Raw genomic sequence first — 12449 nt, forward strand, 5'->3', positions numbered from 1 at the left:
ACCACTACTTTGTCGCGTTCACACGAGAACGTTTGCTGCGCGATGTTCTCTCGACGCATACACCCTTCTCGCCAACAGCTCCTTTTTACTTACTCAGGCGTTCCGATATTTTTCTTCTGCGCGCCGCTCAGTTTCCTTCAAAAGTGCATTTACTTCCGTTTTCAATACCTCATCTATTCGATCTATTGCATCAAGATGGCGATGGAATTTGTCCATGCTTTTTCGGCTCAAATAGAACTTAAATGAACGCCCTTCGTGTTTCCATATAAACCATCTCTTATTTTGTCTTTGCTTTGAAAGGTAGACTTTTGTCTGGACGATGGTTCGAATACCGGAATCCACGTATTGAGTAAATTTCCCAATGAGTGATGCAAAGCTTTCAAGATTAGCGGCATAAGTTTCTCTTTGCTCAAGTGGGGGAGCTTTAAGTGTGACCATAAGCTCGTTCTTTTTGCGTAAATTATCATACTCCAACCGAAGTTTCTCGATGGAAGAGTTAATGTTTTTGAGACCAGCATCAAGAAAAAGAATCTTATTATGAAGATAATAGCTTCTAATCTTGCCAGCTGGTAACGACGCATCTCTAAAAACGTCCGTAAGAGGTGCAAAGTTCGTGTCCTGCAAACAATAGGCACTTGGATTCGTTGTGCCTCGAATCGATGCAATAACAGTGTTCAGGCGTTCCACGAATCCTTTCAATTCTTCGCGTGCATCATACAAATCATTAATGCTGCGACTTGTTGATATTTCACATTGTCTCAAGTGTTCACGAAGTTCCGCTCTGGAGCCTATCCATGACTTTATCCAGTATCCGATGCCCGCAAGCATGATTGCGAGGAAAGGTCCTAATGCCGCGCCTACCAGCTCTTGCCATTTGAACATAAAATTCACGATTGCAACTGGCATAGCGAGAGGGATTACATCAAATTGCACTTAACGTTAACGTTCTCGCCTTCGGCGATGTTTTCTTTATGCCGGACGTCGGCTTTGATGGCGAGGAGGTAGGGGCCGTCTTTTGTGGGGAAAAGGGTAGTCTGCCAGCTGGTTTTGCCGATGGTTGCCTTCACGCGGACGAAGTGGAAGCCGACCTTCTTATTGCGTGCTGCATCCTTGATGCGCTGGGAGAGGTCTTTCGGGACGTATACGAAGTGCCAGGCGCCTTGGCCCTCATAGCGCCAGACTTTACCCTTAACCTCGAACGATTTCATCCCGTTAGAAGCAGGACGCGGACAACAAAGTGCCGCAACCTAACTTGCTAGCTTTGATAAGTCCGATTTCTGCTACGAATATCGACTGCGTGCGTCCGCGGCTTCTAACGGGATTCATAGGGGCATACTACGCTCCCGTTGAAAAAAGAAAAGGCGTTACCTACCCGAAGGTAGGTAACGCCCGCGAATGTGCTGCGAGGGTAAATAATGCCTCGATTTCACGCATGATGTACTGCGCCGACCGAAAGCATTCGACGGCCGCCCGTATCTCACCGTCTTCTGAGAAGTACCGAGCGAGGTCCCGCTCGATCTCGAGGTCATTGAATTTCCGACGCAAGCGTTCAGAAATCGTGCTCATAGAGCCGCTCCGTAATCTGAAACTGGGGGAATGGTGCCATGAGCCTCAAAAAGGTGCAATTCGGTATACTTCATGTATGGACGAACTGGAGCGCATCAAGGCAGAGGATCTCCCGATAGCTCATTGGAGCCATTCCTCGCTCATGTCGTTCCTCCGGAACCCGTTGGCGTGGTACAAGCGCTACGTCGAGAAGGTCTACGACATGCCGTCGTCTCCCTCGGCCGTGGTGGGGCGTGCCGCACATGTGGCCATGCAGCACTTCTATGGCGGTATCGACAAGGAAGGGGCGATGGAGCTTGGACTCGAGGATCTGCGCAAAGTAGCGGATTTCGAGATCAATTTCGGCAAGGCTAGAAGCAAGCTCGCGAAGAAGCAGGTGCGAGCGAAGATGGAGCGGCAATACAAACAGGCGGTCGGGTTCTACCTCGCCAAGCCACCGAAGCACAAGGTGGTGGGTGTCGAGGAGGTCTCAACCGCACGTCTCGAAGGCCTCCCGATCCCGATCAAAGCCATCTCCGATCTCGTTGTCGAATCGCGCGTCGAAAAGGATGCGCTGGATATCGTCGATCACAAGTTCGTCGATTCGTTCAGCTCCAACAAGGAGTACAAGACGCTCTTCGTCATCCAAGCGATCTTCAACTACTACACGGTCTCACAGAAGTACGGACGCCCGGTGCGGCGATTCATCGTCTACGAGTGCAAGAAGACCCAGAACGTGGATGGTTCGCCACAGCTGAAGAAGTACGTGATCGACTTCAAGGATTGTGCCGAGCACTTCCTCGTCTTCCATCGCTTGCTGCGCGATGCGACGCTCGAGATCGCCCGCCGCCGCATCTATCTGCCGAATCCGTCGGACATGTTCGAGGGAGAAAACTCCTTCGACATCTACCGACTCGGACTCACGGAAGACGAGGAATAAGAAAAGGCCGCTTGCGCGGCCTTTTCTTCTGGAGTGATTCGGTCTAAAGCATCGAATCGATGAGTCCCTTCACGACATCGTAGGGCTGTGCACCTTCGATCGGCACCTGTTCGCCATCGACGATCATGATGGAGTGCGGAGTGCCGCCACCGCCAGCGGCGACGACTTCGTTTACATCCGTTTCGATGCGAGCTGCGTGCTTGCCGCTCTTCATGCAGTCCTCGAACTTCGCGACATCGAGACCGAGTTCCTTCGCGAAATCAGAGAGTTGTCCCGCATCAGAGGTAGACCGCGGGGTCTTTTCGGTATACCACGGCTTGCCGTCCTGACCGACCGGGATGTCATCCGGCGTGTTGTAGACACCGATATCAAGCGCGTTGTTGGATTCGGTCGTCTCGTAGACCTTGTCGGCGTACTTCCAGAACACTTCATTGCCGCCTTGTTCTGCTGCGCACTCGAGCGCTTCGGCTTCCTTCGGTGCCTTCGGATGGAGGCTCGGGATCGGGAAGTGGCGATAGACCCACGCGACTTTGCCATCAGCACCGTATTCCTCCATGACGCGCTTCATCGTCTCGTGGAACTGCTTACAGAACGGGCACTCGGTGTCCGAGTACTCGACGATGACGATATCAGCGTTCGGATTGCCGCGGATGTGATCGTTGTCCTGTACGCCGCGGATCTCTTCAGCGACCGTCGGGGTTCCGCCGGTGGAAGCAGCTTTACTGGAATTAACGACGTAAAGGGATATCGCGATCATGGCTCCCGCGATGATGATCGAGAAGGGGATCGCGAATTTCTGGATAGTGTCCATGAAGTTCGAAGTTAGATTAACAGGGGAAAGTATATCACGCACAGCGGTGCGTAATCGGGCTCTCTAGAGAGGGCCACGGATGTATGAAAAAGAAAAGAGCCGGGCAAAGGAGATTGCCCGACCCCCGTGTTTTCAGTGCAGAAGATGTACTCCGGCGGAAACCTCTTGAGCATGTATCTTCATAAAAGACACCGCGATATGCCGCAGGTCAGCACGATACCGGAAGGTAACGTCTGCCGTACTGGCCGCGTGAATCAGGATCCCGAGAAGGAGAACCTGATCCTCATACTTCAAGACTCGCAGGATCGCGACCAGATGTCTCTGGCGTTCGTGCACTCCTGGCAACAGACCGATTGGTTTCATTTTCCCCTCCTTTCCAATCAGCGCTACTATTATCTCACTTATGCAATAAATGTCAATGATCAAAACCCGAGAGTTTTCGTCAGCGACGCTGCGGGGGCATGGCTCAGCCACTTTGAGGTATCGATCTTCACTTCTTTCTTGATACCGAGCTCTTTGAATTTCAGCGAACCGTTGGCAAGCGCGTAATCGTAGACCTTCTTCGTGATCTCCACGTCCTTGAGGCAGTACTCGCGCAATTTCTTGATATTGCCTTCCTTCCACCATTGGATCGCTTGGAGTCCTGAGCCGCTTTTCTTGGTGCCGAGCGTGCCTTCGGCGACGCTATCCAAGCGGACACGGCGACCGAGCGATGCGGAGATCTCTTTCAGAAGATCGAGCGAGCGGATCTTCGTAAGATCGCCCGGATAGTACTTGTTAAGCACCGGGATATCGAAGTGATCGGAGTTGTATCCGACGAGGATGTCGGTGTGCTCGAGGATTTTCCAGAGCGCCGGTAATTCCTCTTTCAGATACGAGCTATAGGAATCAGTTTCGGAGTCGTGGATGCAGCAGATAGTGAGTTCGAGATCAGTCGGCTTCCACGCGCCGCCCATGTTGCCGGTCGTCTCGATGTCGAACGTTACGATTCGCATCGGAAGAGTATACCAAAGCGGTTTTTCTAGCCCAACGAAGAGAAGAGGTGTTCCGCGATGCGGTCCGCTGCGACGGTGAGTTCGTGGCCGCTGGAGAGGTTCTTGATGGTGTACTGGCCGCTATCGCGCTCCTTCTCGCCCACGGCGATGATGAATGGCACTTTCATCTTGTCGGCCTGGCGGATCTGATCGCCGAGCTTCTTGCCCGAGATGTTCACGGTGACGGCGACATCTTCGCGACGAAGGTCCTGTGCGAGCTTCTGTGCATGACCCATGGCTTCAGGATCGACGACGCAGAGCATCAGTTCCGACGTCGGGACGTAATCCGGAAGAAGGTTGTGGGTCTCCAGGAAGTCGCGCATCGTGACATCTCCCATACCGAAACCGACGCACGGGATAGGGTCGTGACCGAACAGCGACATGAGGTTGTCGTAGCGGCCGCCACCGAAAAGCGAGCGTGAATTCTCGCCGGAGACATCGAAGACCTCGAAGACCATACCGGTGTAGTAGTCGAATCCCCGCGTGATCTTGGTATCGACGATCATATTGCTGACGCCCATGGAGCGGAGCATGGTGTGGAGCTGTTCGAGATAGGCGGTCGAGGTGGTGCGATCCAAGAAGCTCACGAGCGCGGATGCGCGGTGCTCGCCGAGCTGAGCAGCCAATTTTTCATCAAAGTCCGTCATCTTTGCGCGGCGATCAAGGAAGCGCGTCGTTGCAGCGCGGTCTTCTTCAGCGACACCGACTTCGTCGTACGCTGCTTCGAGCAATCTTCGGTCGGAGACGCGGATCTCGAAATTGCGTTCATCCGCACCGAAGCTGCGCATGATGGCATGTGCGAGCGCGATCACTTCTGCATCCGCCTCGATGGAGCTGGAGCCGATGATGTCGGCGTTGAGCTGCCAGAACTCGCGCAAGCGGCCTTTCTGCGGGCGTTCGTAACGGAAGAAGTTACCGATGGAGTACCAACGTGCCGGCATCGGGATCTCCCGCGATTTTGCGGAGATCATACGCACCAAGGATGGCGTCATCTCAGGGCGAAGGGTCACTTCGCGTTCTCCTCGGTCGGTGAAGGTGTAGCTCTGTTCGTTGATGATCTCCTCACTGGTCTTCGAGCGATAGAGATCGGTCGGTTCTAAGAGGCTTGCATTGTAAGCCTCGTAGCCGAACAGCTCGCAGGTGCGGGACATGTGTTCGAAGATGTAATCCTGCACGAACTGGTCCTGCGGGTAGAAATCGCGTACACCTTTGTAGGGGTCGGTAGAGAGCTTGTCTTTGGACATATACGGAACTCTAGTACGCCATCGGCAATTCGACAATGAAGGTGGAGCCTTGGCCCGCTCCGGCTGATTCAGCCCAGATCTTCCCGCCATGGGCTTCGACGACCTGTTTGGCGATCGAGAGGCCGAAACCGGTGGATTCGGGATTTACGTCGGTCGAATGCTCGCCATGTCCGCCTTCGGTGAAAAGCTTCTGCATGTCTTCTGGGGTGATGCCGACGCCGCTGTCTTTCACCTCGAATCGCATCGCGGCCCCATTCGTATGGATGTCCATGCGGATGCCGCCGCTTTGTGTATAGCGGATGCTGTTGTCGATGAGGTTGCGGAAGACGTGATCGCGGAGCTTCGCTTCGTCGCCGATGAGGTTATACGTACCCTCGCCGGCAAACAGATTGAAGGTGAGCCCTTTGGCTTCTGCAGAAGGCTTGAGTGATTGTGCGATCGCCAAGATTGCCGCTTTCGCGTCAAAGGGTTTCTTGTCGATGGCGAACGTTCCTTTCGCAGGATTCGCCCCGTGGAGGATATTCATGACCGTATCCACGCCCTTTCGGGTTTCCTGGAGCGCTGAACCGGCGATCTGCGAGACCGGCTGCGGCACTTGGCCAAGATCGCCCTCGGCAATGGCAGCGAAGGCGGCTGAGCTTTTCGTGAGGTACCCCTTCACCTCATGGCCGACAAGATGGATGAGCTTCTCTTGATCCTTCGTCGTTGTCACCAGTTCCTTGTTTTCTTTCTCAAGCTTCACGAAGTGCTCGATCTGATCGAGGATGAGTGCACGAACGTAGGGCGGATCCGGCATGCCTTCGAAATGCGCGTTCTCTTCGGTCGGACTCGCCGTGAGGATGTCGATGGACCCGAAGTTGAAGTAGGTCTGGAGGAAGCCGTCGGTGCGGACATTGATCTCTTCAATGCGATCAAGGGAGAGCGTGCGCACCTTGCGATCGAAGAGTCCGACCTGATCGATCACATAGATATGCTTGTCGGTGACGATCCAGATGTCGAGGTAGTAGGCGGTCCAGATCATCGCGAGCACCATCCAGCACACCAGAAGCCAGAGGATGGAGATGACATTGAGGAATGAGAGGTCTGCCGTGAATCCATAGGGCGCATTACTCACGATGCCGATGAGGAAGAACGGCAGGAATCCGGCAATGACCGCAGCGGCGGAATCGCGCGCGAGGATGACCCAGTGCTTACGCACGGTTACCAATATGCTCTCGTTCTGTAGATTTATTTCAGACATGGTGCTAGAGGCCGATGACCGAACCGAGGAGCATGGAGAGGACGATGAGGCAGCCGGCGCCATACACGATGGTGCCGATCGTCGCGGCACTCGGATTCATCGCGTATTTGTACCAATGGAAGGAGAGTATGCCGCCGAGGGTTACCGAGAGCGCGCACGAACCGAGGAAGATGGCCCATCCCAACAGCGGGAAGAAGCCGGAGACGACGCTGCTTTCCATCCCGTTAGAAGTAGGACGCGGACCACAAAGTGCCGCCTCTTACTTGGCTAGAGCCGATAAGCCCGACCTTCTTATAGAAATCCGAGTGCGCGCGTCCGCGACTTCTAACGGGATCCATCTGGAGATTATCGCCGACTGACAAGTGTATTGAAAGAGAGCGGTGTGTACGGTACGATACCGCGACGTATGGGGGAAATCAGCGTTGATGAGCGTTTTGAAGTGCGCGAAGGACGTCCGGGCACCGGCATGGGGCTTTTTGCACGCATGCCGATCAAGAAAGGCGAATTCATCATCGAATACACGGGTACGAAGATCCCGACGGCGACCGCCGATGAATCGGAATCCCGCTACCTCTTTGAAGTCGACGATGTGTGGACCATCGACGGTCCGGTACCGGAGAATACCGCGGGATATATCAATCACGACTGCTATCCGAACGTCGAGGCGGAGATCGAGGACGGTAAGATCAATATCTACGCGCAAGAGGATATCCCTGCCGGAGCCGAACTGACCATCGATTACGATCAGGAATATTTCGACGAGTTCCTGAAGCCGATCGGCTGCAAGTGCGCATCATGCGCGAGCGGAAAGATCTCTCCGCACCTGAAGCCGAAGAGCGAGCAGGAAAACGAGGAGGACTAACGGATCAGGGTCTCGACCCATTTGCCAAGACCGTAGGCGATGCTCGCTGCGGCGCCTCCGACGATGAGCATCTCCAATCCGGCAAGAAGGAATCCTTTACGGATGACGAACGATCGCGCCGCTCCTACGAGAAAGAATGCGATCGCGGTCGCGGCGGCGGATATCACGAATTCGTTACGCATGCTACCGGGGACAAGGAAGGGGATGAGCGGCAGGAGGCCGGCAAGCGCGAACGCAGCGAAGGTGGCGACACTGTCCCGCAGTGCGCTGCGGTTCTTGCTGCCTTCCTGATCGATCGATTGCTCGGATTTCACCGAGAGATATTTGGATGCTGCCATCGAGAACCCGTCGGCTACCAGGTTGGCGACACCAAGGACGATGATGACCGAATGGGAGAATCCTGCTCCAACAGCTCCCGCGATGACCGCGAAGGTGGTGATGATGCCGTCGTTGGCGCCGTAGACGAGGTTGCCGAGCTGGTGCTTGAGGTGGGATCTCACCGACATGGGCGAAGTGTAGCATGCATAGCACCGCATACCGGGCGTGGTATACTCGCGTCATGAAAGGAAAAGGCATCACGATCTTCTGGGTCGTCCTCGCGGTTTGTATTGTCGGCGGCTTCGGCTGGACCATGTACGCCAAGACGCTCCCGGGCAAGTACGATGGTCTCGCGCAGTGCTTGAAGGATAAGGGCGCGGTCTTCTACGGGGCTTTCTGGTGCCCGCACTGCCAGGAGCAGAAGAAGATGTTCGGTAACTCAGCGAAACTCCTCCCGTATGTCGAATGCTCGACACCGGACGGTAAGAACCAGACCCAGATCTGCATCGATAAGGGTGTCCAGTCGTACCCGACATGGGAATTCGCAGACGGCTCGAAATTGACCGGCGAACAACAGCCGCAGATCCTTGCTGAGAAGGCGGGCTGCGAAATGCAACAATAGGAGGCATGGAATTACTGCCGACACTCAATTATTGGCAGGCGCTCGGGACGCTTCTTCTCCAGATAGCAACGATCGGTCTGGGTGCCGCGTTTGTGCTGCGTCGCCGCAACGATTTCGCCGCCCGTCTTGTGTCGTGGTTCACTCCGAAGGCGCTCTGGATTGCTTTCGCGCTCTCGCTTCTCGCGTCATTCATGACGCTCGTGTATTCGGAGTATCTCGGTATCGAGCCGTGCCCGCTGTGCTGGTGGCAGCGCATTTTCCTCTATCCGCAGGTCATCCTTTTCGGTATGGCGGCGTGGAAACGCGATACCTACATCGCCGACTATGCTCTTATCCTCTCGGTATTCGGTGCCGGTGTGGCGCTCTATCAGCATGCACTCCAGATGCTGCCGGGAAGCGGACTTCCGTGTCCAGCCACCGGAGCAAGCTGCGCCCAGCGCTTCCTCTTCGAGTTCGGCTATATCACGTATCCCTTGATGGCGTTCACACTCTTCGCGTTTCTGATCGTAACTGCCCTCGTCGTCCGTGCTCGCAAAGCTTAGTTACTTTGCAGTTTTCATCATACCCCTACGGCAGCCCCGTTCACGCATCATTTCTTGCTAGAAATGTGCGCGACCCCGCCTCGCAGCCGAGCTGCTCCGGCCTTGCGAAGCTTCGCCTTGCCCGCTTCTCACCCGCTTAAGAAAAGTTATTTGGATGACCTCATCATAAACCTGGCTATATCCTCCTTCGTTCCGCCTACTTTCTTTCCGGGGTTGAAGATGTTCAAGGGATCGAATATCCGTTTCGTCTCACCAAAGAGGGCATACATCTCCGGTCCGAACATCTGCTTGAGGTAGGGGGTTCGGATGATGCCGTCGTTGTGTTCGCCCGTCGTAGAGCCACCGTATTTGAGTACCAGATCATACACCTTGCCGTTGAGTTCGAGGATCTCGTCGTGCACGGATTCCTTGGTCATATCGACCAACGGGAAGATGTGGAAGTTGCCGTTCCCGACATGGCCCGCGATGGTGAAGGTGAACGGGTGCGCGGAGAGGAGCGCGTCGAGTTCCGGCAGGAACTGAGGATAGACATCCGGGTCGATGACGAAATCATCGATAAACGGAGCCGCGTAGAGGCCGGGGACGTTCTTGCGCAGCAGATTGAAGCTCTCGCGGCGGATCTTCCAGTACTTTTCCGGACCGATCCTTCCTGCCGCCATGCGGGTTTTTACCGGCAGGTCAGCGAGAATGAGACGTGCATCCCGCACACGATCGCGGGCCGCAACCTCTGAATCTTCGGAGAATTCCGCCATGAGGACGAATTTCGGTACGCCGCCCGAGAGGAGCATGAGGAGTTCAGGGAAGAAGGAGAGACCGAGCTCCAAGGCTTTCAATGGCCCCATGTTCTGGAGGATCTGCGGCAGGAACCGGACGGCGAGCTGGAAGGTGTGATTGTCATACGATTCAAACGACTCCGGATCGAGCTTGAGAACGCGATGGACGATCTCCGGCAGGACCGCAAGGTCCTTCAGGAACACGACCAGCATGGCGCGGTGCTGCTTCCGGCGCGCGAGGCCGATCTTCGCCTTGGTTACCATCGCGAGTGTGCCTTGGGAGCCCACGATAACTTTCGAGAGGTCGAACGTCCCTTTCTCCTTGTCGTAGACGCTCCAGAGGGCATAGCCGGCGGAGTTCTTCGAGACCTTCGGGCGTTTCGATTCGATGAGGGGGAGGTTGTGCTCGATAAGCGCATGCATCTCCCTGTAGATGAGGCCTTCGAAGTCGGTTTGTGCCTTCTTTGCGGCAAGGCTCGCGGCGTCCAAGGGGCCGAATGTTGCCCGTGAGCCGTCGGAGAGGACGACGTCGAGTTCACGTACGTAGCGCTCGGTCTTGCCGTAATGCAGGGTCAATTCGCCGCCAGAGTTATTCGAGACGATGCCACCGAGGGCACATATCTCGCGGGAGGCCGGGTACGATGGTAGAAGCATGCCGATCTTCTCCATGGTGGCTTTTTCGAAGTCGCGGTAATAGATCCCCGGCTCAGCCACGGCATAATCCGCTCCGATTTCCAGAAGATTGTTCATGTATTTCGTGAAGGAGACAACGATCGAATCAGTAAGCGGCCCTCCGGTCATGTCGGTTCCGCCTGAGCGTCCGGTGAGAGAAACAGCTTCTCCTGTTTCTCGCAGCTCATGCACCTTCTTTACGAGAAGGCCCAGATCTTCGGCATTCTTAGGGTGTGCGACGAGGCTCGGTCGGCGTCGGAAGATGCTGGTGTCGCGCGAGAAACGATCCAGCTCTTCAGGCGCATCGGTAACGTCACCATGTATCGAAGGAGCGATGGTCTCGCGCAGGGACATTGCGCATAGTATAGCAGCACGAAATACGGGAGCTGTCTGCAGGACGGGAAGGGCGCTACGCAACACGCAGCGCAAGACGAGTGAGGTCAAGTCGGTATGTCTTTTTGAAATGTATAGGACGCATATCAACCGTATATGTCCTATATAAGCCATATTTGGCACAAAAGGAAAAAATATAAGGGACGTGAGTATATCGGACTTCGTTAATCAGTACGACACGAAAATGAATTACGGACAAAATGTGCATCACGTCATAAATCAAGCATCTTGGCCATATTGACGGTGCCGCTGTGGCGTATACGCTTGGCCCAGTTTTTCGTTTAGCAGGGAATTTATTAAATCCAAATCTCAATTTACAAAATATGACGTTGCGAAATGCATATGCGGCGATGTTTGCGGCTCTCGCTCTCCTCGCGCTTGCGGTGCTCGCTGGCGGTCAGCGCCAGGCTTTTGCGGATCAGGTTACGCCGGTCCCGGTGAATCCATGTGAGGACGTCTTTCCGCATATCCCGAACATGCCAGGCTGCGGAGAGGATGGTGGTGATGACGATGACAATGGCGAGATCGAGAATCCGCCGGTCAATCCATGTGACGATATCTTCCCGCATATCCCGAACATGCCGGAATGCAATGATGATGGCGATAACGGTGGAGGCGGTGAAGAACCGACCGATGTCTGCCCGAATATCGAAGGCGATCAGGCTTCCGTGCCGGAGGGTAAGGTCCTCGAAAACGGCCAGTGCGTCGATGCTCCTTCCACAGGTGGTGGAGGTGGTAGCGGCGGCGGCTCCGGTGGTGGCGGAGGCGGCGGAGGTGGCGGCGGTTCCGTGCTCGGAACCACGACCGCTGCTGCATGCGAAAAGTACATCTCGACCTTCATGCGCCGCGGACAAGTAAATGACGCTGAACAGGTCAAGCGCGTGCAGGGCATCCTCAAGATGTTCGAGGGCGCGGATGTCGAAGAGACCGGCGAATACGACGAGAAGTCGGAAGCGGCTATCAAGGCATTCCAGCTCAAGTACGCCGATGAAGTGCTTACGCCGTGGGGAATCCAGGCTCCGACCGGTTACGTCTTCCTCACGACCCGCAAGAAGCTCAATGAGGTCTACTGCAAGAACACGCTCGCGTTCCCGCTTACTGAAGAAGAACAGGGTCACATCGATCTCGTGAAGAAGGCATCGGTAAAGGTTCCGACTGCGGCTAAGCCGGCAGCAGCTGCAGCAACGCAGCCGAAGCCAACAGAAGTCGAGAAGGCGACCAGCACCCCGGCTTCTTCTGAAGAGACTTCGACGCCAGTGAAGGGCAATCGAATCAAAGACTTCTTCCGCAGACTGTTCGATCGCTTGCGATAGACAGACTGAGATGCCCCGTGGAGCTGCAGGACTCTACGGGGCAGGAAGAAGTTCCTGATGATCTTTGGAAGGAGTAAGTAAGGACAGAGAAGCGGGTGCGGACTGCTTGCAGCAGGTTTCCCGTTTCGAATCTTGTAGGG

The 12449-nt window shown here is 55.1% G+C and carries 14 protein-coding genes; 5 read left to right on the forward strand and 9 right to left on the reverse strand.

Translation table 11 applies throughout. From position 1 onward, the window contains the following. Positions 1 to 93: 93 nt before the first annotated feature. Positions 94 to 906, reverse strand: coding sequence for a hypothetical protein (locus tag JNK62_02955; protein MBL8158465.1), 813 nt, complete (start codon positions 904 to 906; stop codon positions 94 to 96). A gap of 11 nt (positions 907 to 917) precedes the next feature. Then, positions 918 to 1208, reverse strand: a complete 291-nt coding sequence (locus JNK62_02960) for a DUF1905 domain-containing protein (protein ID MBL8158466.1) — start codon at positions 1206 to 1208, stop codon at positions 918 to 920. 434 nt (positions 1209 to 1642) lie between these two features. Between JNK62_02960 and JNK62_02965 the strand changes: the two genes are divergently transcribed. Beyond that, positions 1643 to 2485, forward strand: coding sequence for a PD-(D/E)XK nuclease family protein (locus tag JNK62_02965; GenBank protein ID MBL8158467.1), 843 nt, complete (start codon positions 1643 to 1645; stop codon positions 2483 to 2485). A 43-nt stretch (positions 2486 to 2528) separates the two neighbouring features. Here JNK62_02965 and JNK62_02970 read toward each other — a convergent pair whose 3' ends face one another. The 5 genes from JNK62_02970 to JNK62_02990 all read right to left on the reverse strand — a co-directional run bounded on the left by JNK62_02970 (position 2529) and on the right by JNK62_02990 (position 7034). Further along, on the reverse strand, positions 2529 to 3296 hold the full coding sequence (locus JNK62_02970) for a thioredoxin domain-containing protein (GenBank protein ID MBL8158468.1): 768 nt from the start codon (positions 3294 to 3296) through the stop codon (positions 2529 to 2531). Positions 3297 to 3718: 422 nt separating this feature from the next. Then, positions 3719 to 4291, reverse strand: a complete 573-nt coding sequence (locus JNK62_02975) for a ribonuclease H-like domain-containing protein (protein MBL8158469.1) — start codon at positions 4289 to 4291, stop codon at positions 3719 to 3721. A 26-nt stretch (positions 4292 to 4317) separates the two neighbouring features. After that, positions 4318 to 5574, reverse strand: coding sequence for a histidine--tRNA ligase (locus tag JNK62_02980; GenBank protein ID MBL8158470.1), 1257 nt, complete (start codon positions 5572 to 5574; stop codon positions 4318 to 4320). Between the two features lie 10 nt (positions 5575 to 5584). After that, a complete protein-coding gene (locus JNK62_02985) occupies positions 5585 to 6814 on the reverse strand; it encodes a HAMP domain-containing histidine kinase (GenBank protein MBL8158471.1) in 1230 nt (409 codons plus the stop codon). Between the two features lie 4 nt (positions 6815 to 6818). Beyond that, complete coding sequence (locus JNK62_02990) at positions 6819 to 7034, reverse strand: hypothetical protein (GenBank protein MBL8158472.1); 216 nt, start codon at positions 7032 to 7034, stop codon at positions 6819 to 6821. A gap of 186 nt (positions 7035 to 7220) precedes the next feature. Here JNK62_02990 and JNK62_02995 point away from each other — a divergent pair, with 186 nt between their 5' ends. Next, the gene (locus JNK62_02995; protein ID MBL8158473.1) at positions 7221 to 7676 is read left to right on the forward strand and encodes an SET domain-containing protein-lysine N-methyltransferase; all 456 of its coding nucleotides are present in this window, start codon (positions 7221 to 7223) and stop codon (positions 7674 to 7676) included. Here the strand turns inward: JNK62_02995 and JNK62_03000 are convergent. Next, positions 7673 to 8182: a VIT1/CCC1 transporter family protein gene (locus JNK62_03000; protein ID MBL8158474.1), complete on the reverse strand. Its 510-nt coding sequence runs from the start codon at positions 8180 to 8182 to the stop codon at positions 7673 to 7675. The two genes, JNK62_02995 and JNK62_03000, sit on opposite strands and share 4 nt — an antisense overlap. Positions 8183 to 8235: 53 nt before the next feature. Between JNK62_03000 and JNK62_03005 the strand changes: the two genes are divergently transcribed. Together JNK62_03005 and JNK62_03010 are read left to right on the forward strand one after the other, a co-directional pair. Next, complete coding sequence (locus JNK62_03005) at positions 8236 to 8616, forward strand: hypothetical protein (GenBank protein MBL8158475.1); 381 nt, start codon at positions 8236 to 8238, stop codon at positions 8614 to 8616. A 5-nt stretch (positions 8617 to 8621) separates the two neighbouring features. Beyond that, positions 8622 to 9158 carry a disulfide bond formation protein B gene (locus JNK62_03010; protein MBL8158476.1) on the forward strand — a complete coding sequence of 179 codons (537 nt, stop codon included), beginning with the start codon at positions 8622 to 8624 and terminating at the stop codon, positions 9156 to 9158. Positions 9159 to 9304: 146 nt separating this feature from the next. Here JNK62_03010 and JNK62_03015 read toward each other — a convergent pair whose 3' ends face one another. Continuing rightward, positions 9305 to 10957 carry an FAD-binding oxidoreductase gene (locus JNK62_03015; protein MBL8158477.1) on the reverse strand — a complete coding sequence of 551 codons (1653 nt, stop codon included), beginning with the start codon at positions 10955 to 10957 and terminating at the stop codon, positions 9305 to 9307. A gap of 362 nt (positions 10958 to 11319) precedes the next feature. On the opposite strand from JNK62_03015, the gene JNK62_03020 reads away from it, so the two are divergent. Beyond that, the gene (locus tag JNK62_03020; protein ID MBL8158478.1) at positions 11320 to 12309 is read left to right on the forward strand and encodes a peptidoglycan-binding protein; all 990 of its coding nucleotides are present in this window, start codon (positions 11320 to 11322) and stop codon (positions 12307 to 12309) included. The last annotated feature ends 140 nt before the right edge of the window (positions 12310 to 12449 follow it).

It is taken from the genome of bacterium (genome assembly GCA_016789445.1).
Classification (GTDB): Bacteria; Patescibacteriota; Minisyncoccia; order Phycocordibacterales; family UBA2100; genus UBA10103.

Coding starts and splice junctions, on each gene's coding strand:
- JNK62_02960 (MBL8158466.1), bottom strand. CDS start 1,208: ATGAAATCGTTCGAGGTTAAGGGTAAAGTCTGGCGCTATGAGGGCCAA.
- JNK62_03020 (MBL8158478.1), top strand. CDS start 11,320: ATGACGTTGCGAAATGCATATGCGGCGATGTTTGCGGCTCTCGCTCTC.
- JNK62_02955 (MBL8158465.1), bottom strand. CDS start 906: ATGCCAGTTGCAATCGTGAATTTTATGTTCAAATGGCAAGAGCTGGTA.
- JNK62_03010 (MBL8158476.1), top strand. CDS start 8,622: ATGGAATTACTGCCGACACTCAATTATTGGCAGGCGCTCGGGACGCTT.
- JNK62_02970 (MBL8158468.1), bottom strand. CDS start 3,296: ATGGACACTATCCAGAAATTCGCGATCCCCTTCTCGATCATCATCGCG.
- JNK62_02995 (MBL8158473.1), top strand. CDS start 7,221: ATGGGGGAAATCAGCGTTGATGAGCGTTTTGAAGTGCGCGAAGGACGT.
- JNK62_02990 (MBL8158472.1), bottom strand. CDS start 7,034: ATGGAAAGCAGCGTCGTCTCCGGCTTCTTCCCGCTGTTGGGATGGGCC.
- JNK62_02975 (MBL8158469.1), bottom strand. CDS start 4,291: ATGCGAATCGTAACGTTCGACATCGAGACGACCGGCAACATGGGCGGC.
- JNK62_02980 (MBL8158470.1), bottom strand. CDS start 5,574: ATGTCCAAAGACAAGCTCTCTACCGACCCCTACAAAGGTGTACGCGAT.
- JNK62_03000 (MBL8158474.1), bottom strand. CDS start 8,182: ATGTCGGTGAGATCCCACCTCAAGCACCAGCTCGGCAACCTCGTCTAC.
- JNK62_03005 (MBL8158475.1), top strand. CDS start 8,236: ATGAAAGGAAAAGGCATCACGATCTTCTGGGTCGTCCTCGCGGTTTGT.
- JNK62_02965 (MBL8158467.1), top strand. CDS start 1,643: ATGGACGAACTGGAGCGCATCAAGGCAGAGGATCTCCCGATAGCTCAT.
- JNK62_02985 (MBL8158471.1), bottom strand. CDS start 6,814: ATGTCTGAAATAAATCTACAGAACGAGAGCATATTGGTAACCGTGCGT.
- JNK62_03015 (MBL8158477.1), bottom strand. CDS start 10,957: ATGTCCCTGCGCGAGACCATCGCTCCTTCGATACATGGTGACGTTACC.